The organism is Erythrobacter sp., assembly GCF_040217515.1.
Taxonomy (GTDB): domain Bacteria; phylum Pseudomonadota; class Alphaproteobacteria; order Sphingomonadales; family Sphingomonadaceae; genus Erythrobacter.
The window spans coordinates 221,228-243,703 of record NZ_JAVJPT010000004.1 but is presented as its reverse complement, the minus strand read 5'-3'; the positions used below and the strand labels follow the sequence as shown (position 1 = coordinate 243,703).

Sequence of the window (22,476 nt, the reverse complement as noted above, 5' to 3'; positions counted from 1 at the left end):
TGAAGGCGGCCTTACAGCACTCCGCCCGCCAGGCGGTCGATTGCGCCCTGCAGGATGATCGCGGCGGCGTGGCTGTCGATGCTTGCCGCGCGCTTCTTTCGGCTGGTGCCCTGTCCGATCATCGCCGCCTCGGCGCTTTTGGTGGACCAGCGTTCGTCCCACAGCAGCACCGGCAAGGCGAAGGCCTCGGCGCAATTTCTCGCATAGGCGCGGCTCGCCTGCGCGCGCGGGCCTTCGGAGCCGTCCATGTTGCGCGGCAGGCCGATGACGATGCCCTTGATGGCCCTCTGGGCGATGAGGGCGGCGAGAGTCGCGCGGTCGCGGCCCCATTTGCCGCGCGCTATCGTCGTGCCGTTGGTGGCGAAGCGCCAGCCCGCATCGGCCGTCGCAGTCCCGATCGTTTTCGTGCCGAGATCCAGCCCGAGCAGCGCGCCGCCCTCGGCCAGCGCTTCGGCGAAATCGGGGGCGTGCTCGGTAATCAGCTCGATGCGTCCCCGGCCCGGTCCCGTTCGGCGCCTGCATCGCCGCCGCCCTTGGCATCCCCGCCCGCAGGCGCTCCGGCAAAGGCCTCCACCCGCCGCACCACGTCGCGCTTGGTGTTCGCCCAGAACAGCGGGATATCGTAGACGTGGTAATTGTTCCCCGGCAGCACCAGCGCGCCCATCTCGGGCGGCGGGCCGATCATTAAGAGGCCGCGATCCTCGCAGGTCGCCGGCACGGCGCCCGGCACCAATTCGCCGTCGGCGAGGCTTTCGTCGGGCCTCAGCGTGCCGAGATTGCGGCTCGCCGGGGCGGAGCCGCCGACCCGGCCGGTGAGCGGATTGGTGCACAGGATCTCGCTTGACCCGCGCATCTCGCCGTCGAGCCCGGTCGAATTGGCATAGGTCTCCAGCACGGCGGAAGGGTCCGCGGGCTCGGCAAAGCTCGACCATGACAGCACGCAGCCGGTCTGGTTTGCCGTCGCGCAGGCCGGCAGGCCGAGCTCTGGCAGGTCGTGCTCCACCGAGATCGGCCAGCCGATCACATAGGCCGCGACCAGCCTTTCGGAGGCGGGCGACCCCTCCACCTCCTCGGCCAGCAGGCGCATCAGGTGGAGCGCGCCCTGGGAATGCCCGGCCAGCACGATGGGCGTGTCCTCATCCACCGAATCGAGGAAATAGCGAAACGCCTCGCGCACATCGGCATAGGCCGCATCGAGCGCCTGCCGGCCCTCCGGCCCCTCGGTCAGGAAGGCACCCATCGTGGCCTGGCGATAGCGCGGGGCCCAGATCTCGCTCGCCGCGTTGAACGGGCTCGCGAGGCCGCGCAGGAAGATGCGGGCGAATTCCTCCGCCTCGCGCGCGTCGGGGTCGTCGCTTTGCCCCAGCGGTGCGTTCCAGTTGGCGGTGCTGCGATAGCTCGTCGGGTGGACGAAGAAGAGCGCGAAGGGCGGCGCCTCGGTCGACAGGACGCGGGCCTTCGCCTCCTCCCCAACGCCCGAGGGCACGGCGGTTTCGGGGGCATAGGCGGGCTGCCAGCGGGCCGGGTCGGTAACACCGATGCCGGGGCGCGAATACCACAATTCCGGGTCCTCGTAGGCGTTCTCCTCGAGCGGTTCCTGCGGGGAGAATTCGCTCGACGGGACCATCGCAAAGCGGGTCAGTTCGGCGGAAAACAGGTTGAGGGCGATCGCCCCTGCGAGCACGAAAACGATCACGATCGCAACAAGATAGAGGAATTTCTTGGCCATGGCCCTGTCCTTTCAGGCGCGCCGGACTGCCGTCCGCCTTACTCCGCCGTCCGCTGCGCGGCCTTGCCGACGGCGGTGCCTTGCGCGATCGCCGGGCGCAGCGTCGTCCAGGCGCGGTCGCCGCGCAGGCTGGTGAACCAGCTCGCCGGGTTCCAGGAGGTCGACCCGTCGAGGCTGAAGGTGATGAATTCCGCGCGCCCGCCGATATTTTCGAGCGGGACCGGCCCTCCGAGCCCGCTCTGCGCGATGCTCGCGCGGCTGTCGGCGGAATGATCGCGATTGTCGCCCATCACGAAGACATGGCCCTGCGGAACGGTGAGCGGGCCGAAATCGTCGAACAGCACCTCTTCGTGGTCGATCACCAGATAGGTCGCGCCATTGGGCAGGGTCTCGCGGAAGGTCGGCGGTTCGAAGAACACGCCTTCGGGGGTGGTCACGCGGTAATCCTCGAAGGCGTCGAGACAGGGCGTGGCGAGCCCGTCGATGCGGTTGCAGTAAAGCTCGGGCTCGAAGGGCAGCTGGACCGAGGCGACCTGTTCGCGGCGCACCGGCGTGCCGTTGAGGCTGATGCGGCCATCGCGCACTTCGATCGTGTCGCCGGGCAGGGCCACGACGCGCTTGATGTAATCCTCGTTGCGGATCGGGTGGACCGGGATGACGATGTCGCCATATTCGGGTGTTTCGGGCAGGATGCGCCAGTCGCCGCGCGGCAGGAGATGGAAACTGGCCGAGGCCCAGGACCAACCATAGGGATACTTGCTGACGATCAGCCGGTCGCCCACCCACAGGGTCGGCATCATCGAGGCCGAAGGGATGTAGAACGGCTTTGCCACGAGGCTGTGGAAGGCGAGCACCGCCAGCAGCATGAGGGCAAGGCCGCGGATCTCGGCGAACCAGTTGACCTTTTCCGGCTCCTTCCCGTCGCCGCCTTTTCCGCCGTCCTTTCCGGCCCGTGTCTGCATGGGCGGCGGCGCATCCGCACCTGCCGTGTCGCCAGCGGGCGCGCTGCTGGCGGAAGTGTCGGTCGCGGGCTTGGCTTTGTCGTCGGTCACAAGGAGCGTCTCGGATGGCAGGTCAGGGCTGGTCGGTCGGGATCGGCAGGGCCTCGATCAGCACCAGCGCATAGGCCCATGGATGATCGTCGGTCAGGGTCAGGTGAATGCGCGCCTCATGCCCGTGGGGCGTCAATTCTTCAAGCCGCTTTGCCGCGCCGCCCGCCAGCGCGAGGGTCGGTGCGCCCGAGGGAGCGTTCACGACGCCGATATCCTTCATGAACACGCCGCGCCTGAAGCCCGTGCCCACGGCCTTGGAAAACGCCTCCTTGGCGGCGAACCGCTTGGCATAGGTTCCCGCGATGGTGAAGGGGCGGCGGCGGGCCTTGGCGCGCTCGGTTTCGGTGAAGACGCGCTGCTCGAAGCGTTCGCCGAAGCGTTCGAGCGAGCCCGCGATGCGATCGATGTTGCACAGGTCCGAACCGAGACCGATGATCATGTTGGAGATGCCTTTCGTGAACCCTACGCGCGAAATCGCGGGGAGCGTGCCCCCGCGCGTATTTCATCAACTAACTCCCCGGCGGCCCCCTGAGGACCAGCGCGACCAGCAGGCCGAGGACGACGAAATGGATCATCACCTGGCTCTTGAACAGGGGATGGGCGAAATCGCCCTTCGCGCGCGAAAGCGATCCGGCATAGCCGAAAACCTGCAGGACCACCCAGCCGATGGCGAATGCGAGCATGACCCCTTCCGCCACGGCATAGCCGAGAAAGCCGACGGCGGTGAGGAACAGGGTCGAGCCGAAGAAGGCCCAGCGCTTCTGTTCGGCGGTGAGCTCGGGCGCTTCGCCCGCCACTAGTGCGGCCCCTTCATCGCGCGGTGTCCATAAGCTCGCGCATCCGTCGGATCGCCTCTTCGAGCCCGATGAAGACCGCTTCGCCGATCAGGTAATGCCCGATATTGAGCTCGGCGATCTGGGGGATCGCGGCGATCGGGGTGACATTGTCGAAGGTGAGGCCGTGCCCCGCATGCGGCTCGATCCCGTTCTTCGCGGCGAGCGCGGCCATGTCCGAAATGCGCTTCAGCTCCGCCGCAACGCGTGTCGAATCACCGTCGAGAATCGCGTGGGCGTATTCACCGGTGTGGAATTCGACCACCGGCGCGCCGAGGCGCAGCGCGGCGTCCAATTGCCGTTCGGCCGGTTCGATGAACAACGAGACGCGGATGCCGGCACCCTTCAATTCGTCGACGATGGGCACGAGCTGGTTGTCGAGCCCCGCCGCATCGAGCCCGCCTTCGGTGGTGCGTTCCTCGCGCTTTTCCGGCACGATGCAGGCGGCGTGCGGTTTGTGGCGCAGCGCGATTTCCAGCATTTCGCGGGTCGCCGCCATTTCGAGGTTCAAGGGCAGGTCGGTCGCGTCCTGGATGCGGCGCAAGTCTTCGTCGCGGATGTGGCGGCGATCTTCGCGCAGATGGGCGGTGATGCCGTCCCCGCCCACGCGTGCGACGATTTCTGCGGCGCGCACCGGGTCGGGATGGTCGCCGCCGCGCGCATTGCGGATCGTTGCGACGTGATCGATATTCACGCCGAGCCGGAGCGGGTTGGGGTGGAGTGTCCTGGGCATTGCGCGCGCCTCTTAGGGGAAGGGCTTATTTCCGGCTACCCGGCTTGGTCACAGCTACGGCGGCAAGGTCGGGGGGGATGTCCTCGGGCGCGTAAGTCGGGAAATCGAAGGCGGCGAGGGGATAGAAAGGCACGCCGAGATCGACAGCGCCGCACGACCGGTCGATCAGCGCGCATTCGGCGATCACCTCGCCGCCCTCGCGCGCGACTGCGGCGATCGCCTCGCGGCTCGACAGGCCCGTCGTCACCACGTCCTCGACCATGAGCACTTTCGCGCCGGGTTCGAGCGCGAAGCCGCGGCGCAGGTGAAATGTGCCCTCGGGTCGTTCGAGGAACAGCGCGTCCCTGCCCAGCGCCCGGCCGACCTCGTGGCCGATGATGATGCCGCCCATGGCGGGCGAGACGACCACATCCACCGCCTCCACCACATCGCCCGGGATCCCGGCGACCACCGCCTCGGCGAGACGGGCAGCGCGGGCCGGGTTCATCAGCACGCGGGCGCATTGCAGGTAATGGCCGCTATGCTTGCCCGAGGAGAGCCTGAAATGGCCTTCGAGCAGCGCGCCGCTCTCACGGAATTCCTTGAGCACTTCGTCCTCGGTCATGGCGCTGCCTGGGGGTGTGTTCATGTCGCAAAAGCCTGTCGATAGGAGCGGGCGGGGCGCCTCGAAACCCCAGGAATTGCGCGGGCTTGCGCGCGCGGCATGGAAGCTTGCATAAAAATCTCCCTAGTAGCGCTTGAGGGCGCGGGCAAGCGCGGCTAAGGGACCCCGCAAGGCTGGCAAAGGTGTCGGCGCTTCGTTGTTCCCCGCACCCTTTCGCAGGGTCGGTGGTGGGACAGCATGGGATCAGATCTGGAAACGACTTAGGCACATGATGATGGGTCATATGAACGCCCGTATAAAACTTGCTACCCTGTCGCTGTTCGCCGCCTTCGCGGTGCTCCTCGCCCCGCAGGCCGTGCTCGCGCAGGATGCAGCGCCCGGCAGCGGCGAAGCCTTCGGCGAGCCGCCCGTCAGCGCGGCCGAGGGCGAAGTGGTGGCGAGCGAGACCGTCCCGCCGCAGGCCGAGGGGGCCTATACCCCGATGGCGCCGACCAAGAACAAGGGCATGCCGACCGACCCGAACAGCGGCGAGCCGGGTGCGATCGCGAAGTCGCTGACCTTCCAGGACCAGTATTCGAAGGACGGCGAATATGCGCTGTGGATGCACAACTGGTTCCTGCTGCCGGTCATCACCGCGATCTCGCTCTTCGTGCTCGCGCTGCTGCTCTACGTCGTCGTACGCTACAGCCGCCGCGCCAATCCGGAGCCTTCGCGCACCACGCACAACACCTGGATCGAGGTGGTCTGGACGATCGTTCCCGCCGCGATCCTGGTGGTGATCGCGGTGCCTTCGCTCACTCTGCTCGCCCGCCAATACGAGACCCCGCCCGAGGACGCGGTCACGATCAAGGCGACCGGCTATCAGTGGTATTGGGGCTATTCCTATCCCGACCATGGCGAGATCGAGGTGATCTCGAACATGCTCTCCGATGCCGATGCGGTTCGGAACGGCGAGCCGCCGCAGCTTGCGGTCGACAACCGCATGGTCGTGCCCGCCGGCGTGCCGCTGCGTATCCAGACGATCGGCGCGGACGTGATCCACTCCTTCGCTATCCCCTCGCTCTGGTTCAAGCAGGACGCGGTCCCGGGCCGCCTCAACGAAAAGCTGCTCACTATCGACGAGCCGGGTGTCTATTACGGCCAGTGCAGCGAATTGTGCGGCACGCGCCATGCGTACATGCCGATCGCGATCGAGGCCCTTCCGCCCGAGGAATTTGCAGCATGGGTCCGCTCGCAGGGCGGCACGATGCCCGGTGAAGGCGCGGCTGTGGAAGCGCCCGACGGGGAAGAATTGCCGGTCGAGGACGTGACCGAAGTCGCGCTCGCCGACTGAGCCTCGCCTGAACCGATTGATTAGCTACGAAACCTGAGAGACCGAAACGATGGCCACCACCGCTGAAGGCTTCGACATCCACCAGGAAGATCACGCGGATCACGCGGATCACAAGCCGGGTTTCTTTTCCCGCTGGTTCATGTCGACCAACCACAAGGATATCGGGACGCTCTACCTGATCTTCGCGATCATCGCGGGGATCATCGGCGCTGCGATTTCGGGCATCATGCGCCTCGAGCTGGCCGAGCCGGGGATCCAGTACCTCACCTGGTGGGCCGGGTTCATGGGCGGCAGCGCGGATCTCAACACCGCGCTGCACATGTGGAACGTGTTCATCACGGCGCACGGCCTGATCATGGTGTTCTTCATGGTGATGCCGGCGATGATCGGGGGCTTCGGCAACTGGTTCGTGCCGCTGATGATCGGCGCGCCCGACATGGCCTTCCCGCGCATGAACAACGTATCGTTCTGGCTGACGGTGGCGGGCTTCTTCTCGCTGCTTTTCTCGATGTTCGTGCCGGGCGGTGCGGGCAATGGTGCGGGCGTGGGCTGGACGGTCTATGCGCCGCTTTCGACCACCGGTTCGCCGGGCCCCGCGGTCGATTTCGCGATCTTCTCACTCCACCTTGCGGGCGCGGGCTCGATCCTCGGCGCAACGAATTTCATCACCACCATCTTTAACATGCGCGCGCCGGGCATGACGCTCCACAAGATGCCGCTGTTCGTGTGGTCGGTGCTGGTCACGGCCTTCCTGCTGCTGCTGGCGCTGCCGGTTCTGGCCGCAGCGATCACCATGCTGCTGACCGACCGCAATTTCGGCACGACCTTCTTCGATCCGGCGGGCGGCGGCGATCCGGTGCTCTACCAGCACCTGTTCTGGTTCTTCGGTCACCCGGAAGTCTACATCATGATCCTGCCGGGCTTCGGCATGATCTCGCAGATCGTCGCGACCTTCAGCCGCAAGCCGGTCTTCGGCTATCTCGGCATGGCCTACGCCATGGTCGCGATCGGCGTCGTCGGCTTCATCGTGTGGGCGCACCACATGTACACCGTCGGCCTCGACGTGAACACGAAGATGTATTTCACCGCCGCCACGATGGTGATCGCGGTTCCGACCGGCGTGAAGATCTTCAGCTGGGTGGCGACGATGTGGGGCGGCAGCCTCGAGTTCAAGTCGCCGCTCGTCTGGGCGCTCGGCTTCATCTTCCTGTTCACCGTAGGCGGCGTCACCGGCGTCGTGCTGGCGAACGGCGGGATCGACGACAACCTGCACGACACCTATTACGTCGTCGCGCACTTCCACTATGTGCTGTCGATGGGCGCGGTGTTCTCGATGTTCGCCGGCTTCTACTACTGGTTCCCGAAGATGAGCGGGCGGATGCACTCCGAGCTTCTTTCGCACCTTCACTTCTGGTTCTTCTTCATCGGCGTGAACGTGATCTTCTTCCCGCAGCACTTCCTGGGGATGCAGGGGATGCCGCGGCGCTATCCCGACTACACCGAGGCCTTCACGCTGTGGCACCAGGTGAGCACCTACGGCTATTACATCATGGCGTTCTCGATGATCTTCTTCTTCGTGAATATCGCCTACTCGCTCGCCGCCGGGCGTAGGGCCGCAGGCAATCCGTGGGGCGAAGGCGCGACGACGCTCGAATGGACGTTGTCGAGCCCGCCGCCGTTCCACCAGTTCGAGACGCTGCCGGTGATCGAGGACCACCACAATTACCACGATCACCGTCCGCTGGGCGAAACGCCGGCGAATGCCTGACGCGAGAGGCCTCCCTGCGGGGCTGTTTCGAAAGGGAAACATGGGGGAGGGCGCGCCGGTGGGTGCGCCTTCCTTCGAATAGAGAACACGACGATGCAGAACGCAGCAAACCCGATCACGGCTAAGATGCCGGCCGAATGGCGTGACTTCCTCACGCTGACCAAGCCGCGCGTGATGACGCTGGTTATCTTCACCGCGATCTGCGGCCTGCTGGCTGCACCCGGGACGATCCACCCGGTGCTGGGTTTCACCGCGATCCTGGCGATCTCGATGGGCGCGGGCGGATCGGCGGCGCTCAACCACTGGTGGGAAGCCGACCTCGACAGGGGCATGAAGCGCACGGCCAAGCGGCCGCTGCCCTCGGGCCGGATGCGGCGCGAGGACGCGCGCGATTTCGGCGTGTTCCTGTCCGCCATCTCGGTCGTGCTGATGGGTGTCGCCATCGGCTGGCTCGCCGCGGCCACGCTCGCGATCGCGATCGTCTATTACGCGGTCGTCTACACGATGTGGCTGAAGCCCCGCACGCCGCAGAACATCGTCATCGGCGGCGGTGCGGGCGCGTTTCCTCCGCTGATCGGCTGGGTCGCGGTGACGGGCGAGATCACCGCCATGCCGGTGCTTCTGTTCGCGATCATCTTTTTCTGGACCCCGCCGCATTTCTGGGCTCTCGCCCTGTTCGTGAAGTCGGACTATGCCAAGGTCGGTATCCCGATGCTGCCCGTGGTTGCGGGCGAGAAGACGACGCGCCAGCACGTCCTCGTCTACACCCTGGTCCTTGCGCCCATTGCCATCGCGCCTTGGGTAATCGGCGGGACCAGCTGGGTCTACGGCTCGGTCGCGGTGGTCCTGTCCGCGCTCTTCACCCGGCTCGCGGTCCCGGTCGGCCTGCGCGAACGGCGCGGCGAGGATCCGATGCGCGAGGAAAAGGTGCTCTTCAAGTTCTCGATCTATTATCTGTTCGCGCTCTTCGCCGCGCTGGTCGCGGATCGCGTGCTGTTTGCGAACGGCCTGATCGGGCCTGGAATGCTTGCATGACGCCGGAGGAGGAAAAAGAATTCAAGCGTCGTCGCAAGAGCCGTAACCTGGTGGTCGGGGGCACGCTGCTGTTCTTCGCGGTGCTGTTCTACGCGATCACCGTCGTGAGGATGGGAGACTGAGATGAGTGCATCCGCACACCCGGTCCACCGCGCCGAGGAAACCTCGCGCCGCAACCTGCGCACGGGGCTTTACGCGATGCTCTTCGCGCTGTTCATGCTCGGCCTCGGCTATGCGGCGGTGCCGCTCTACGACCTGTTCTGCCGCGTGACCGGCTTTGCCGGGACGACGCAGGTCGCCAGCGAGGACGATGCCGCGCGCGCGGCAGCCGCCGGGGTCAACCGCACCATCTCCGTCCGGTTCGATGCCTCCACCGCGAGCGGGATGCCCTGGACGTTCAAGCCCGACCAGGTGACCGAGACCGTCCGTATCGGCGAACGCGACATCGCAACCTATACCGCAATCAACAATTCCGATGCGCCGATCACCGGCACGGCGACGTTCAATGTCGAACCCGCGCAGGCGGGCCTCTATTTCCAGAAGGTGCAGTGCTTCTGTTTCACCGAGCAGACGCTGCAGCCGGGCCAGGAAGTTCACATGCCGGTGCTGTTCTATGTCGACCCCGCGATCCAGGACGACGAGTTCATGGCCGATGTCGAGCAGATCACGCTGAGCTACACTTTTCACCGCGCAACCGAGCCCGTAACCAGCGGGCTCGCGCGCTGACGATCGCAAGCTGATTCCTAAGGGACGGGAACGAGAACAATGGCAGGCAATGTAAACCACGACTATCACATCCTCGAACCGGACATCTGGCCTTTCGTCGGCTCGATGTCGGCCTTGGCCTTCACCACGGGGATGGTGCTGAGCTGGTATCCCGACCTGTTCGGCAACATGGCAGCCATCGTTATGTGGGCGGGGCTTGCGGGCCTGATCGCGACCTTTTTCATGTGGTTCAAGAACATCGTCGTCGAAGCCCAGCGCGGTGACCATACGCCCGTGGTTCAGCTGCACATGCGCTACGGCATGATCCTGTTCATCGCGTCCGAAGTCATGTTCTTCGTCGGCTGGTTCTGGGCGTGGTTCGATTTCTCGCTTTTCCCCTCGACCCTGACCGAGGTCATCGGCGGCGTGTGGCCGCCCAAGGCGATCGAGGAAGTGCTCGATCCGTTCAGCCTGCCGCTGCTCAACACGCTGATCCTGCTGTGTTCGGGCACCACGGTCACCTGGGCACACCATTCGCTGATCCATGGCGACAGGCAGGGTCTCAAGCAGGGGCTGTGGGCGACGATCGCGCTGGGCGTGCTGTTCAGCTTCATCCAGGCCTATGAATATTCGGTCGCGCCGTTCAGCTTCGGCGGGAACACCTATTCGAGCGCCTTCTACATGGCGACGGGCTTTCACGGCTTCCACGTGCTGGTCGGCACGATCTTCCTCGCCGTGTGCCTCTACCGCGCCTATCTCGGCCACTTCACCCCGCGCCAGCATTTCGGCTTCGAAGCGGCGGCGTGGTACTGGCACTTCGTCGACGTGGTGTGGCTGTTCCTGTTCATCACCGTCTATGTCTGGGGCGGCTGGGGCGCCGAATATCACTGATGCATGAGGGCCCCGGCCCTGATGCGCAAAAGGGGCAGCCGGGCCTTGGCCGGGCTGCCCTTTTCGGTTTGTGCCCCCGCTGCGGGGAGCGCACCCTATTCGAAGCGCCCGCGCGGATCGCGCTGACCTGCGAGGCGTGCGGGCTCGATCTCGGCGCGCTGGAGCGGGGCGGGCGGCTCGCCGGGCTCTTTACGATGGTGCTGGCGGCGGTGCTGATCGCGCTCGCGCTCGGCGTGGATGCGGTGCTGAGGCCGCCGCTGTGGCTCTCGGCGCTGGTATGGGCGCCGCTGACCGTGGGGGGCGTGATATTCGCCCTGCGCTTCTACCGGACCGCTCTGCTCTATCGCCAATACCAGATCGCCCGCGTGCAGGAGCCGTCCCAGCGATGATCCGCCGTCTTCCCGTCCTGCCGACGATCCTCGTCCTCGCAGCGGTCGCGACCATGATCGGTCTCGGCATCTGGCAGCTGGGACGGATGGACGAGAAGGCGGCGCTGATCGCGCGCTATTCCGATATTGCCGATGATGCCGAACCTGTTCCGCTGCGTGCCGAGGGTCCCGAAAGCGATTGGCAAGACGACTATCTCTATCGCCGCGTGAGCTTCATGTGCGATTCGGTCGAGGGAATCCGCAGCACGGCTGGCGCGAATGCGCGGGGTGCAAAGGGTTGGGTCCATGTCGCCGAATGCACTATCCCGGGTGCGGGCACGGTCGAAGTCGCGCTTGGATTCTCGATCGAGCCGGATGCCCCGCAGTGGGCCGGCGGTGCCGTGACCGGCATAATGGGACCGGGCCCGAAGGTGGTTGCAGACCCGGCGCTCGCGGGACTCGCCCAGTCGGCAAAGCCCGACCCGTCCGACCTGCCGAACAACCACCTCGCCTATGCCGGGCAGTGGTTCTTCTTCGCGCTGACCGCGCTTGTCATCTACGGCTTTGCCCTTCGCGCACGCTTGCGCGAGAGAGAATGACGCGCACGCTTGCGCGAGAGAGAATGACGCGCATGCTTGCGCGAGACAGAATGATGCGAATGTCCCATGACCGCCTGGCGAAGACCGAAACGAAACGCCTGCGCATTCGCGGCATTGCCGCACGGCGTACGGGGCGCTAACCGCAAAGCGGCATGGAATACATATCGACACGGGGTAGCGCGCCGACGCTCGATTTCGAAGGCGTGACGCTGGCGGGGCTCGCCGCCGACGGAGGCCTTTACCTGCCGCGCGAATGGCCGCATTTCTCGGCCGAGGAAATCCGCAGCCTGCGCGGGCTTTCCTATGCCGATCTCGCCGCGCGAGTGATGCAGCCCTTCGTCGAGCCCGCGCTTTCGGGCGAGCAGCTGCGCGCGATCTGCCACGAGGCCTATGGCGAATTCGGCCATGCCGCCGTCACGCCGCTGGTCCAGCTCGATGCGCAGAACTGGCTGCTAGAACTGTTTCACGGTCCCACGCTCGCGTTCAAGGACGTGGCGCTGCAATTGCTCGGACGGTTTTTCGAAACCTTTCTCGATCGCCGGGGCGAGCGGCTCACCATTGTCGGGGCGACCAGCGGTGATACCGGTTCGGCGGCGATCCGGGCGGTGGCGGGGCTCGACAGGGTCGAGATTTTCATGCTCCATCCGCAAGGCCGGGTGAGCGATGTCCAGCGCCGCCAGATGACGACGGTGCGCGCGCCCAATGTCCACAATCTCGCCATAGACGGCAGCTTCGACGACGCGCAGGCGCATGTGAAGCGCATGTTCGCCGATGAAGCGATCAACGGGCCGCTGTCGCTCGGCGCGGTCAATTCGATCAACTGGGCGCGGCTGATGGCGCAGGTGGTCTATTATTTCGCCAGCGCGCTGCAGCTGGGCGCGCCCGACCGGGCGGTTGCCTATTCGGTCCCGACCGGCAATTTCGGCGATATCTTTGCGGGCTACGTCGCGCAGAAAATGGGCTTGCCGGTCGAGCGGCTGATCGTCGCCACCAATGTCAACGACATCCTCCACCGCGCGCTCACCAGCGGGGACTACAGCGCCGGCGAGGTGACGCGCACCCATACGCCTTCGATGGATATCCAGGTCAGCTCCAATTTCGAACGCCTGCTGTTCGATTGCGGCGGGCGCGACGGTGTCGCCATGGCCGAGCAGATGCGCGGCTTCGAGCGTGCGCGGGCCATGCAGCTCACCAATGCGCAGCGGGAGGGAGCGGCCGCGCTCTTTGTCTCCCGCCGTGCCGACCAGGACGAGACCGCGCGCGCGTTGCAATGGGCGTGGCGCCATGCCGGGCAGGTGATCGACCCGCACACCGCCGTCGGCCTGCATGCCAGCCTTTCCTGCAGCCTCGAGGAAGCGGTGGAACCGGGCACGCCGCTGGTCACGCTCGCCACCGCGCATCCGGCGAAGTTCCCCGAGGCGGTCGAGCGTGCGATCGGCGTGCGCCCGAGCCTGCCCGGGCGAGTCGGCGACCTGTTCGCGCGCGAGGAAAGCTTCACCGAGCTTCCCGGCGATTACGAGGCATCCCGCGATTTCGTGCTTTCCCGCGCGCTGGCTGACCCGGCGACGGGCTGATGGCGCGGCTCGCGAGAGAACCGCTGGTGATGGAATGCCATGGCTGGGACGCTTACCGCCTGATCGACAGCGGGGCCGGGCGCAAGCTCGAAGCCTTCGGCCCCCACGCCTTCATTCGCCCCGAGCCGCAGGCGCTGTGGCAGCCGCGGCTTACCGGCGAGACCGGGACCGATTGGCGCGCGGCGGGCGAATTCGTCCCCGGCTCGGACGAGGACGGCGGCGGGCGCTGGGATTTCGCCGCCGACCTTCCCGAGGGGGGCTGGGAGCTTGGCTGGAACGAGGTCCGCTTCACCGCCCGCCCGACGCCCTTTCGCCACCTGCAGTTCTTCCCCGACATGGCGGTGGTGTGGGACTGGATGCGCGGATGCCTTGCAGGGATGGAAAAGGCCGAGACGCTCAACCTGTTCGGCTATACCGGGCTCGGCACGCTCGCTTTGTCGCGCCATGGCCGCGTGACCCACGTGGACGCATCGAAGAAATCGGTCGCGCAGGCGCGCGAGAACGCCGCGCTGTCCGGCATGGAAAACAAGCCCATCCGCTGGCTGGTCGATGACGCGGCCAAGTTCACCGCGCGCGAGGTTCGCCGGGGGCGACGCTATGACGGCATCATCCTCGACCCGCCGAAATTCGGGCGCGGGCCGAAGAACGAGACATGGCGGCTCGAGGAAGGCCTGCCCGGCCTCGTGCGCGATTGCGCGAAGCTGCTCGATCAAAACAGCCGTTTCCTGTTCCTCACCGTCTATGCCGTGCGCATGAGCAGCCTCGCATTGGCCGGGCTGATGGAGGAAGCGCTCGCCCACCTGCCCGGCACGATCGAGCACGGCGACCTTGCCGTGCTGGAGGAACCCGCCGGAGACGGGCCCCGGCGCCGCCTGCCGACCGCAATCTTCGCGCGCTGGAGCAATGGCGAATGAAGACGCTCGGCAAATGGATCACCCGCGCACTGCGCTGGGTCCTCGGGGGATGGTTCCTCGTCTTCGGCGCGCTCTTCCTTGCCGCGCGCTTCGGCCTGCCGATCGACCTGCCGAGCGACGGAAACGAGCGCGCCGCGGCCTTCATGGCGGCCCTGCGCGAAAGCGGATTCATGGGCGAGCTCATGTATGCCGGCTTCTTCGCGGGCGGACTTGCCACGCTGTTCGATCGCACCGCGCCGCTCGGGCTTGTCCTGCTCGGTCCGTTCGTGGTGGTGATCTTCTTCCATCATCTCGTCCTCACGGGGAACTGGCCGTTCGGATCGTTCTGGATGGCCCTGTTCCTTGTCCTCTTCTGGCTGTATCGCCGCCGCCTCAGCGCGCTGTGGACCCCGACCCGCGCCCAAGGAATACGATGACCGATTCGCTTACCCTCGAAGTCGCCGATCTCGAAGTGGATGTCCTCACGGGTATCTATTCCGAGGAAACCGGCAAGCCGCAGCCGCTGCGCATCACCGTCCAGGCGCGCTACCGGCCCGCCGAGCGCTACGATCCCGACACGCCGCTCGATGCCAGCAAGAATTACATGGACCTGAAATTCGCTGCCTCCGAAGGGCTGCCCAAGGGCGTGCATTTCAAGCTGATCGAGGCGGTGGCCGACCATATCTGCGAGACGCTGTTCGTGCAGGATGACCGGGTAGAGGCGGTGACGGTCCGAATCGTCAAGCTCGCCATCGCCGAGGCGGGGGAGAGCATCGGCATGACGCTGCATCGCGAACGCCCGCGGGGCGAGGGCTAGGCGTTGCAGGTCGTCCTCACGGTCGAGGCGCTGCCCGGAAAGCCGCTCGCGGCGAGCGCAGCGTTCCACGCCCAGCATCTCGACAGGGCCCGGCGCATGCTGGCGGGTGAAGGAGAGGGCGAGGGGGCGGACGCACTCGCCATCGTGATGCCCGCAGCCGGGACCGACCACGACGACTGGCGGCGCGCGCTCGCCCGGGACCTCGCCCGCGCCGCATCGCCGAAACGCGTGAACGTCGTCGGCGGGGCGCCGGGCAAGGCGCGCGAAGAGGCGCTCGCATATTTGGCAGATGCGCCGGGCATCACGGGGCAGTATATCCCGCTTTCATGAGCGAACAGCGGCCCGATACCACCATCGACCACCTAACGCGGCGGCGCGACGTCATCGCGGTCAATGACGAGCCGCGCCCGCTGGTCGACGGTTTTCGTCGCGCGATCACCTATCTGCGCCTCTCGGTCACGGATCGCTGCGACCTCAGATGCACCTATTGCATGCCCGAGCGCATGACCTTCCTGCCCAAGCGCGAGGTCCTCGGGCTGGAGGAGCTCTACGAACTCGCCTGCGGCTTCATCGAGCGCGGCGTGACCAAAATTCGCATCACCGGGGGCGAGCCGCTGGTGCGGCGCGATATCATGCACCTGTTCGACATGCTGGGGCGGCGGCTCGGACACGGGCTATCGGAACTCACGCTGACCACCAATGCAACACAGCTCGCAGCGCACGCCGAAGGGCTGGCAAGGGCCGGGGTGCGACGGGTCAACGTCTCGCTCGACACGCTCGACCGCGCGCGGTTCGAAGCGCTCACCCGGCGCGACGCGCTGCCGCAGGTGCTCGAAGGCATCGCCGCCGCGCGCGCGGCGGGGCTGCGCGTCAAGCTCAATGCGGTCGCGCTGAAAGGCGTGAACGAGGACGAATTGCCCGATCTCATTGCCTGGGGGCACGCGCAAGGCCACGATGTCACCCTGATCGAGGTCATGCCGCTGGGCGATGTCGAGGAGGAGCGGCTCGACCAGTATCTGCCCCTGTCCGATGTTCGCGCCCGGCTGGAGGAGCGCTGGACGCTGACCGAAAGCGACCACGCGACCGGCGGCCCGGCGCGCTATGTCGATATCGCCGAGACGGGCGGCAGGCTTGGCCTCATCACGCCGCATACCGGCAATTTCTGTTCGGGCTGCAACCGGTTGCGCGTGACCGCGACGGGCCAGCTCTATCCCTGCCTCGGCGGGGCGGAGCGGGTCGACCTGCGCGCCGCGCTCCGCTCCGCGCGGCCCGAGGAAGAGCTTGCCGCCGCGCTGGAGCGCGCGATGGCGATAAAGCCCGAAAAGCATCATTTCCGCATGGACGAGCGCGGGGCGAAACCGCACCTGCCGCGCCACATGTCGCTCACCGGCGGCTGACATGGGGGCTGAACCCGACAGCGAGGGCGGTAGCGTGGAGCTCGTCTTTCTCGGCCCGCTGGCCGAGCTGGCCGGGACCGACCGCCGCATCGTCTCCGCCCCGCTCGACTGGTCGGGCCTGCTCTTGGCGCTCGAACCCGAGCTTGCGCGGGCAATCTCCGCCGAGCGGGTCCATGTCGCCTGCGCGGGCAAGGTCCTCGGCGACAAGACCGCGCTTGCCGCGAAGGCCGGGGACGAGGTCGCGCTGCTGCCGCCGGTTTCGGGCGGCTGATCGATCGTGCCTGCCCGCTTCATCGACGTGCAGCTGGGGGCCGGCGATCTCGACACGAGCGGCTTCGTCAGACGCATTGCGCGCGAGGCGGGGCCGATGGGCGGGCTCGCCAGCTTCATCGGCTGCGTTCGCGGGGACGACGGCGTCGAAGCGCTCGAGCTGATCCACTACGAACCGCTTACCCTCCCCGGGATGCAGGATCTCGCGCGTGAAGCCGAAAGGCGCTTCGACCTGCTTTCGCTGGGCATGATCCATGGCATCGGCGTGATGCTGCCGGGGCAGGAAATCGTCTGCGTCGCCGCCGCCGCGCGCCACCGCCGCGACGCGATCGCGGCGGTCGATTTCTGCATGGACCACCTCAAGAGCGCGGCATGGTTCTGGAAGCGCGAAAGGCGCGTCGGCACGAACGGGCAAAGCGAATGGCGCTGGATCGAACCGCGCGATCAGGACCATGCCGATCTTGCCCGCTGGCAGAGCGGGGCCGGTCAAGAAATCGGCGGCGCGCTGAAAAATTCGCCGGTTTGATCCCGATCAACGAAGCCTGGCCGGGACGCGGTAATTTCTCTCCCATCGAAGGAGAGAGATGATGAGCAAACAGGTTCAGGACATCCTTGCCCGCGGCGACGCGCGGATCGTCGATGCACCGGTCGAAGCGCCCGCGCGCGATCGCAGTTTCGGTCTTCCGGCCGCGCTCTATGGCGGCACGGTGGCGTGCTATCTTGGCTTTATCGGCGTGACCGCGCTGGCATTCGCCAATCCGGCGCTGGCGATCCCGATGACGATTTTCGCGCTGTTCATTCTCGCCGGGTTCGGTGTTCCCGCGATCTGGACCCGGATGCGGGGCAATGACAGCAGGCCGCTGACGCTGGGCCAGTTCGAAAGCTTCGGCATCATGACCCACACCGGCAAGCTCGCGCCGCGCGATGCGGCGGTGCAGGTCCTGCTTTTGCCGGTGCTGGTGCTGGTCTGGGGTGTCACTGCGGCGACCATCGCGGCGCTCGTGTCCTGAGGCGGGCGTGTCCACAAGTTTCGGCCGGGAGCGAAAAGCTTGCCGCCGAGGGGCGCCAGACCTCTCCCCCTAGCGCCCCGAAATTTCATGCAGCAGCGCGGGGTCGAGCACTTCGATCCCGCGCTTGCCCTTGCGAATGATCGCCCCGGTATCCTCCAGTTCGCCGAGCTTGCGGCTGACCGTCTCGATCGTCAGGCCGAGCATGTTGGCGATTTCCCCGCGCGTCAGCGGCAGGTCGAATTCGCCCGCGAGATGGCACGAGGACTGGCTGGCGGCGGCGGCGAAATCGTGCAGCAGCGCGGCAAGCCGCGCCTCGGCGCTGGCATGGCCGGTAAGCTCGAGCAGGGCACGGGTGGCGAGCAGGTCTTCCTGGCTGCGCCGCAGCAAGGCGCGGGCGAGCGCGGGGTGATCGTCGATCGCCCGCTCGAAATCGCCGCGCGCAAAGGTGCACAGGCTGCTTTCGGTCAGCGCGACGACGTCGTGATGCGCGAAAGGGGCGAACAATTCGCCGATGAAGCCGGACGGGTGGACGAGGGCGAGGATCTGTTCATTGCCGTCGGCATCGATCGCCGAAACCTTGAGCGCACCCGTTACGAGAGTCGCGCAGGCCGCGTCTTCGTCACCCGCGGCGAACAGCATTTCGCCGCGTTTCAGGGTGCGCATGCGTCCGGCGGCAGCCATGGCGTCGCGTTCCTCGGGGGAGAGCACTGCACAGGCCGCGGTTTCCCGAACGGGGCAGGTTGTGCATTGCAGGTTCATGGATCCATCTCCGCCCAGAGTTCGGCCAGCACCGCGTCCTGGCGTTCGACCAGCGTCAGCACGCGCGTGCGGGCTTGGTCGATATCGGCCGTCGGTGCGAAAGTGGTGGCGGCCTCGGCCGCAAGCAAGTCGAGATCGCCCAGCGGCATTGCGGTTGCGCTGCGCAGGGCGGACAGGTCGGAAAGGGCGATGAGCGCTTCGGCGCGCGCATCGCTATCGATGGCGCGCCCGGCCGCCGCGGCAACGAGCGCGGAGACCCGGTCCTCGCGCGCGGCGAATGTTCCGAAAGACGCGTCGGCAGCGGCAACCAGCGCCGCGATTCGCTGCGGATCGGCGACCGGGGCGACCGGTGCGGGCGGCGGAGCGGGCGCGGTGGTCGGCGGCGGCGTGCCCTCGCTCGGCACGAAGCGGCCATATTGCCGCTCGACATCGCGGATCGCGAGGGAAGGATAGTCGCCGCTCCCGCCGGCGCAGGCCGACAACAGCAGGGCCGCGAGGGGGGCTGCAAGAAGGGGCGGGGAAAGTGTCATATTGCAAGTGTCTCGTTAACATGACACTTCGGCCGCGCAAAGCCGCAAGACGCGCAACATGCCTCGCATTTTATGCAGGGCGCAGCGTTGACTTGGCGAGCCCTTTCGCCTAACGGCACGCTTCTTTCCGGCGCTGCATCGTCGCAGCGCCCACTGCCGCTCGGTCGGCGCGAGGCTTTCGACCGTCGAAACCTTGCCATGGCCGGGCACAGCACGAGATTGAGAGTATAAAGCCATGTTCGCGATAGTGCGCACAGGCGGCAAGCAATATCGGGTTGCCGCCGGAGACAAGATTGCCGTTGAAAAGCTCGCGGGCGAGGCCGGCGACACGGTCACGCTGGGCGATGTCCTGCTGGCGGGTGAGGGCGATTCGCTCGCCGATGCCTCCAAGGTCACCGTCTCGGCCGAAATCATCGCCCAGGCGAAGAGCGAGAAGGTCGTCGTTTTCAAGAAGCGTCGCCGCCACAATTACCGTCGCAAGGCCGGTCATCGCCAGCAGATGACCCTGCTGCGCATCACCGATGTCGGAACGGGCGGCGCGAAAAAGGCGGCTGCGACAAAGAAAGCCGCTCCCAAGGCCGAAGCCAAGAAGGACGATGCTCCGAAGGCGGAAACCAAGACCGCGGCCAAGTCCGATCTCGACACCGGCAACCTCTCGCTGATTTCAGGGATTGGTCCGACAATCGAGAAGAAGCTGCGCGCGGCGGGCATCAACAGCTGGGAAGACATTGCCGGCTGGGACGAAGAAACCGCGAACAAGTGGAACGACGAGCTCAAGCTCGGCAATCGTCCGATCAAGGACGAATGGGCCGTACAGGCGCAGGAGCTTCTCGACGGCAAGCCTCCGCGCGCCAAGGTCGACCAGGCCGAAGCCGCATCGGGCAAAGACAAGTAAGCGCAAGGATCTAAGTCATGGCACACAAGAAAGCAGGCGGCTCGTCGCGTAACGGTCGCGATTCGGAAGGCCGGCGCCTTGGCGTCAAGAAGTTCGGCGGTCAGGACGTGATCGGCGGCAACATCATCGTGCGCCAGCGCGGAACCAAGTTCTATCCCGGCAGCAATGTCGGCATGGGCAAGGACCACACCCTTTTCGCGCTCGAAGCGGGCGTGGTGCGATTCCACAAGGGCAAGCTTGGCCGCAAATACGTATCGGTCGACGCGATGGCCGAAGCGGCCGAATAATCGGGCGATTCGACAACGGGATCGTCCAGCGGGACGGTCCCAGCCGGTAAACATCCGGCGACCAGGAGGGAGATGGGGCCGACCCGTCTCCCCCTTGTCGTATGGGCATGCCTTTCACGCCCCCGGTTCTCCCTCTTTTGCAAAGCCGTCGGGATCGCCCGATTTCGCGGCCATTAAAATGTCACGCACTGCGCCTATCGGCGACGGCGCGGGGCGAGGAAGGGAGAACTCGTGTTTCATCGCAGCGAAAGATTGCTCCTGAGGCCGATCTGGCCCGAGGACTGGCATGGCCTTCTGGGCGGCATCGCCGACGAAGGCGTGGTGCGCAACCTCGCCGCGGTTCCGTGGCCCTATGACGAGAGCCATGCGCGCGAATTTGCCGGGCGCGCTTTCGATCCGCTCTATCCGACGTTCCTCGCCGCCCGCGCCGCCGACGCGGAGGTGATCGGCTGCATCGGGCTCGCCCCGGTCCGGCGTGGCAGGGATTGCGGGGTCGAGCTCGGCTACTGGATCGCGCGCCGCTATTGGGGGCAGGGCTTTGCCACCGAAGCGGGTCATGCCGTGCTCGATATCGCGCGCGTGCTCGGCCACGGCACCGTCGAATCATCGCACTTTCTGGACAATCCCGCATCGGGCAAGGTGCTTCGCAAGCTCGGCTTCGAACCGACGGGGCAGGTTGTCCTGCGCCATTCCTGCGCGCGCGGCCAGGAGGTCGAAGCGGCGGAATATCGCCTGCGCCTGGACGAGGCCGATAGTGTGACGCAGCGCGCGGCCTGATCGGTCCGCGCGCGGCTTGGCGTCATTCCGCGGGCATCACCGCATCGGCATAGGGGCTCTGCCACTTGGCGATGAGCGCGCGGTCGTCGTGCTGCCACGGATGGAAACCGGGTTTGAGGATCGCGGCCCATTCGACAAACATCCGCCGCATCATGCCGGGCTTGCCCCACAGGAACCAGGCGAGCTTGAGCCGCCCCTTCCAGCGCGGGATGCCGTCCTGTTCCATCAGGCCGAGCGCGTCGCGCACGCGGTTCTTGAAATATTTGCGCGTGATCAGGATCGCGAGCAAAGTCTTGACCCGCCAGCGCTTCCAGTCGCTCCAGTCTTTCGTCGCGTAGAGCCAGACATCGTAGGTCAGCCCCTTGTGCTCGACCTCCTCGGTGGCGTGCCAGCGCCAGATCTCGGCCGCGACCGGGTCGGCCCCTTCGAGATATTCGGGATGGCTCAAGAGGTGGCGCGAGATGATCGCGGCGAAATGTTCGAGCGCGATAGTAATGGCCAGGTTGAATTCGATCGGCCGGCCTTCGGTCAGGGCGAGCATGACCTGGATGCCCTGGTCGATCGATTCGACATTGTAGCCGTGATCGGAAACGAGCCGGTTGAAAGCGACATGTTCGCGGGTGTGGTTGATCTCCTGCGCGCAGAACGCCTTGATCTCGCTGGACAGTTTCGGCGGCACCTGGTCCCGGAATTCGCGCAATGTGTCGATGAAGAAGGCCTCGCCTCGCGGCAGGCTGGCCGAGACCGAATTGTACCACGCTGTCGCGACCGGATCGCCCGAATGCCAGTGGCGCGGCACCAGCGCCTTGCGGTCGAACCGTTCGTTGCGGACGGTCAGTTCGTGGTCGTCGGGCGTGCCTGTCGCCCCCGCCTGAGCGCTGCCGGGTGCGTCGAAAGCGTCTTCGCGTGCCAGTGCCGTATGCTTGTTCATGTGCGCAAACCCCGTTAATCCCCTGGAGGCCATGACGCTCCATACCCTAAACGCATGACCGGTCGCAAACGGTTAACGCCCGAAGAATCACGCAGTTCCGCATTGGAGGCAGCGCGGGCGCTGTTGATCGAGGCCGGGCCGCAGGCGGTGACGCTGAAAGCGGTCGCCGGGCGGATCGGGCGCACCCATGCCAACCTGCTGCACCATTTCGGCTCGGCCGCGGGGCTGCAGAAGGCATTGGCCGAACATCTCGCGCGCACGGTGTGCGAGACGATCATCGAGGCGGTCCGGGCAAGCCGGGCGGGCCTTGGCCATCCGCGCGAAGTCGTTGACCTCGCATTCGATGCCTTCGACCGCGAAGGGGCGGGCGCGCTGGCAAGCTGGATGCTGCTGACCGGCAATGAAGACGCTCTCGACCCGATCGTGAGCACGATCCACGAACTGGTCGACGAGATCGCACCGGATGCGCCCGCGCATGGCGGCGATCCGATGCAGGTCCATCGCGAGACGCTGAGCCTCGTCCTGTTGGCCATGGGCGATGCGTTGATCGGCGCGGCGCTGGCCAATTCGCTCGGCCTGCCGCGCGATGCGGCGCGGATCCGCGCAGCCGAACAGCTCGAGGCCTCGCTCGCGAGGTATCAGCGCACCGAGTAGGAGCGCGCCGGTCGCCACACTATCGGCGCGCC

At 66.3% G+C, this 22,476-nt stretch carries 31 protein-coding genes; 21 read left to right on the top strand and 10 right to left on the bottom strand.

All coding sequences use genetic code 11. The annotated features are described in order from the left end of the window. Positions 1-11: 11 nt before the first annotated feature. From ruvX to pyrE, 7 genes are all read right to left on the bottom strand, one after another. A complete protein-coding gene (ruvX, locus tag RIB52_RS05180; RefSeq protein WP_350173885.1) occupies positions 12-482 on the bottom strand; it encodes a Holliday junction resolvase RuvX in 471 nt (156 codons plus the stop codon). Next, on the bottom strand, positions 479-1,729 hold the full coding sequence (locus tag RIB52_RS05175) for a DUF3089 domain-containing protein (protein WP_350173607.1): 1,251 nt from the start codon (positions 1,727-1,729) through the stop codon (positions 479-481). The genes ruvX and RIB52_RS05175 overlap by 4 nt, the downstream gene beginning before the upstream one ends. A gap of 38 nt (positions 1,730-1,767) precedes the next feature. After that, positions 1,768-2,691: a signal peptidase I gene (gene lepB / locus RIB52_RS05170; protein WP_350173883.1), complete on the bottom strand. Its 924-nt coding sequence runs from the start codon at positions 2,689-2,691 to the stop codon at positions 1,768-1,770. A 112-nt stretch (positions 2,692-2,803) separates the two neighbouring features. Continuing rightward, complete coding sequence (gene acpS, locus RIB52_RS05165) at positions 2,804-3,220, bottom strand: holo-ACP synthase (RefSeq protein WP_350173605.1); 417 nt, start codon at positions 3,218-3,220, stop codon at positions 2,804-2,806. Between the two features lie 70 nt (positions 3,221-3,290). Next, positions 3,291-3,578 (bottom strand): pyridoxal phosphate biosynthetic protein, encoded by a 288-nt coding sequence (locus tag RIB52_RS05160; protein WP_350173603.1) that lies wholly within the window; start codon positions 3,576-3,578, stop codon positions 3,291-3,293. Between the two features lie 13 nt (positions 3,579-3,591). Beyond that, positions 3,592-4,347, bottom strand: a complete 756-nt coding sequence (locus tag RIB52_RS05155) for a pyridoxine 5'-phosphate synthase (RefSeq protein WP_350173601.1) — start codon at positions 4,345-4,347, stop codon at positions 3,592-3,594. 25 nt (positions 4,348-4,372) lie between these two features. Next, complete coding sequence (pyrE, locus tag RIB52_RS05150; RefSeq protein ID WP_350173881.1) at positions 4,373-4,951, bottom strand: orotate phosphoribosyltransferase; 579 nt, start codon at positions 4,949-4,951, stop codon at positions 4,373-4,375. 283 nt (positions 4,952-5,234) lie between these two features. On the opposite strand from pyrE, the gene coxB reads away from it, so the two are divergent. The 17 genes from coxB (at position 5,235) to RIB52_RS05065 (ending at position 17,611) form a co-directional block, all read left to right on the top strand. Beyond that, positions 5,235-6,284, top strand: a complete 1,050-nt coding sequence (gene coxB / locus RIB52_RS05145) for a cytochrome c oxidase subunit II (protein ID WP_350173599.1) — start codon at positions 5,235-5,237, stop codon at positions 6,282-6,284. A 49-nt stretch (positions 6,285-6,333) separates the two neighbouring features. Next, positions 6,334-8,052 (top strand): cytochrome c oxidase subunit I, encoded by a 1,719-nt coding sequence (ctaD, locus tag RIB52_RS05140; RefSeq protein WP_350173598.1) that lies wholly within the window; start codon positions 6,334-6,336, stop codon positions 8,050-8,052. Between the two features lie 93 nt (positions 8,053-8,145). Then, complete coding sequence (locus RIB52_RS05135; protein ID WP_350173596.1) at positions 8,146-9,087, top strand: heme o synthase; 942 nt, start codon at positions 8,146-8,148, stop codon at positions 9,085-9,087. Continuing rightward, on the top strand, positions 9,084-9,209 hold the full coding sequence (locus RIB52_RS05130) for a cytochrome c oxidase system small membrane protein (protein WP_350173594.1): 126 nt from the start codon (positions 9,084-9,086) through the stop codon (positions 9,207-9,209). Before RIB52_RS05135 ends, RIB52_RS05130 begins: the two co-directional genes overlap by 4 nt. 1 nt (position 9,210) lies before the next feature. After that, positions 9,211-9,813 carry a cytochrome c oxidase assembly protein gene (locus RIB52_RS05125; protein WP_350173592.1) on the top strand — a complete coding sequence of 201 codons (603 nt, stop codon included), beginning with the start codon at positions 9,211-9,213 and terminating at the stop codon, positions 9,811-9,813. Between the two features lie 39 nt (positions 9,814-9,852). Further along, a complete protein-coding gene (locus RIB52_RS05120; protein WP_350173590.1) occupies positions 9,853-10,683 on the top strand; it encodes a cytochrome c oxidase subunit 3 in 831 nt (276 codons plus the stop codon). Continuing rightward, a complete protein-coding gene (locus tag RIB52_RS05115; protein ID WP_350173588.1) occupies positions 10,683-11,072 on the top strand; it encodes a DUF983 domain-containing protein in 390 nt (129 codons plus the stop codon). Before RIB52_RS05120 ends, RIB52_RS05115 begins: the two co-directional genes overlap by 1 nt. Beyond that, a complete protein-coding gene (locus RIB52_RS05110; RefSeq protein ID WP_350173586.1) occupies positions 11,069-11,650 on the top strand; it encodes an SURF1 family cytochrome oxidase biogenesis protein in 582 nt (193 codons plus the stop codon). The genes RIB52_RS05115 and RIB52_RS05110 overlap by 4 nt, the downstream gene beginning before the upstream one ends. Positions 11,651-11,802: 152 nt before the next feature. Next, positions 11,803-13,224, top strand: coding sequence for a threonine synthase (thrC, locus tag RIB52_RS05105; protein WP_350173584.1), 1,422 nt, complete (start codon positions 11,803-11,805; stop codon positions 13,222-13,224). Next, positions 13,224-14,138 carry an RsmD family RNA methyltransferase gene (locus RIB52_RS05100; protein WP_350173582.1) on the top strand — a complete coding sequence of 305 codons (915 nt, stop codon included), beginning with the start codon at positions 13,224-13,226 and terminating at the stop codon, positions 14,136-14,138. Before thrC ends, RIB52_RS05100 begins: the two co-directional genes overlap by 1 nt. After that, positions 14,135-14,554 carry a hypothetical protein gene (locus RIB52_RS05095; RefSeq protein WP_350173580.1) on the top strand — a complete coding sequence of 140 codons (420 nt, stop codon included), beginning with the start codon at positions 14,135-14,137 and terminating at the stop codon, positions 14,552-14,554. Before RIB52_RS05100 ends, RIB52_RS05095 begins: the two co-directional genes overlap by 4 nt. Next, complete coding sequence (locus RIB52_RS05090) at positions 14,551-14,934, top strand: dihydroneopterin aldolase (RefSeq protein ID WP_350173579.1); 384 nt, start codon at positions 14,551-14,553, stop codon at positions 14,932-14,934. The genes RIB52_RS05095 and RIB52_RS05090 overlap by 4 nt, the downstream gene beginning before the upstream one ends. 3 nt (positions 14,935-14,937) lie before the next feature. Continuing rightward, positions 14,938-15,264, top strand: a complete 327-nt coding sequence (locus RIB52_RS05085; RefSeq protein WP_350173577.1) for a Rossmann fold domain-containing protein — start codon at positions 14,938-14,940, stop codon at positions 15,262-15,264. Next, on the top strand, positions 15,261-16,331 hold the full coding sequence (gene moaA / locus RIB52_RS05080) for a GTP 3',8-cyclase MoaA (RefSeq protein ID WP_350173575.1): 1,071 nt from the start codon (positions 15,261-15,263) through the stop codon (positions 16,329-16,331). The genes RIB52_RS05085 and moaA overlap by 4 nt, the downstream gene beginning before the upstream one ends. A 1-nt stretch (position 16,332) precedes the next feature. After that, positions 16,333-16,602 (top strand): MoaD/ThiS family protein, encoded by a 270-nt coding sequence (locus RIB52_RS05075; protein WP_350173573.1) that lies wholly within the window; start codon positions 16,333-16,335, stop codon positions 16,600-16,602. A gap of 6 nt (positions 16,603-16,608) precedes the next feature. After that, positions 16,609-17,127 carry a molybdenum cofactor biosynthesis protein MoaE gene (locus RIB52_RS05070; protein ID WP_350173571.1) on the top strand — a complete coding sequence of 173 codons (519 nt, stop codon included), beginning with the start codon at positions 16,609-16,611 and terminating at the stop codon, positions 17,125-17,127. A gap of 61 nt (positions 17,128-17,188) precedes the next feature. Next, positions 17,189-17,611: a hypothetical protein gene (locus tag RIB52_RS05065; protein ID WP_350173569.1), complete on the top strand. Its 423-nt coding sequence runs from the start codon at positions 17,189-17,191 to the stop codon at positions 17,609-17,611. Between the two features lie 69 nt (positions 17,612-17,680). On the opposite strand, the gene RIB52_RS05060 is transcribed toward RIB52_RS05065, so the two are convergent. Both RIB52_RS05060 and RIB52_RS05055 read right to left on the bottom strand, forming a co-directional pair. Next, positions 17,681-18,370 carry a Crp/Fnr family transcriptional regulator gene (locus RIB52_RS05060; protein ID WP_350173567.1) on the bottom strand — a complete coding sequence of 230 codons (690 nt, stop codon included), beginning with the start codon at positions 18,368-18,370 and terminating at the stop codon, positions 17,681-17,683. Further along, complete coding sequence (locus RIB52_RS05055) at positions 18,367-18,900, bottom strand: hypothetical protein (protein WP_350173565.1); 534 nt, start codon at positions 18,898-18,900, stop codon at positions 18,367-18,369. Before RIB52_RS05055 ends, RIB52_RS05060 begins: the two co-directional genes overlap by 4 nt. Positions 18,901-19,135: 235 nt before the next feature. Here RIB52_RS05055 and rplU point away from each other — a divergent pair, with 235 nt between their 5' ends. The 3 genes from rplU to RIB52_RS05040 all read left to right on the top strand — a co-directional run bounded on the left by rplU (position 19,136) and on the right by RIB52_RS05040 (position 20,859). Further along, complete coding sequence (rplU, locus tag RIB52_RS14810; protein WP_502879475.1) at positions 19,136-19,795, top strand: 50S ribosomal protein L21; 660 nt, start codon at positions 19,136-19,138, stop codon at positions 19,793-19,795. A 17-nt stretch (positions 19,796-19,812) separates the two neighbouring features. Beyond that, a complete protein-coding gene (rpmA, locus tag RIB52_RS05045; protein WP_291132261.1) occupies positions 19,813-20,082 on the top strand; it encodes a 50S ribosomal protein L27 in 270 nt (89 codons plus the stop codon). A gap of 231 nt (positions 20,083-20,313) precedes the next feature. Continuing rightward, a complete protein-coding gene (locus RIB52_RS05040) occupies positions 20,314-20,859 on the top strand; it encodes a GNAT family N-acetyltransferase (protein WP_350173563.1) in 546 nt (181 codons plus the stop codon). A 22-nt stretch (positions 20,860-20,881) separates the two neighbouring features. On the opposite strand, the gene RIB52_RS05035 is transcribed toward RIB52_RS05040, so the two are convergent. Beyond that, positions 20,882-21,790: a metal-dependent hydrolase gene (locus RIB52_RS05035; RefSeq protein ID WP_350173561.1), complete on the bottom strand. Its 909-nt coding sequence runs from the start codon at positions 21,788-21,790 to the stop codon at positions 20,882-20,884. A 54-nt stretch (positions 21,791-21,844) separates the two neighbouring features. Between RIB52_RS05035 and RIB52_RS05030 the strand changes: the two genes are divergently transcribed. Then, positions 21,845-22,444: a TetR/AcrR family transcriptional regulator gene (locus RIB52_RS05030; RefSeq protein WP_350173559.1), complete on the top strand. Its 600-nt coding sequence runs from the start codon at positions 21,845-21,847 to the stop codon at positions 22,442-22,444. The last annotated feature ends 32 nt before the right edge of the window (positions 22,445-22,476 follow it).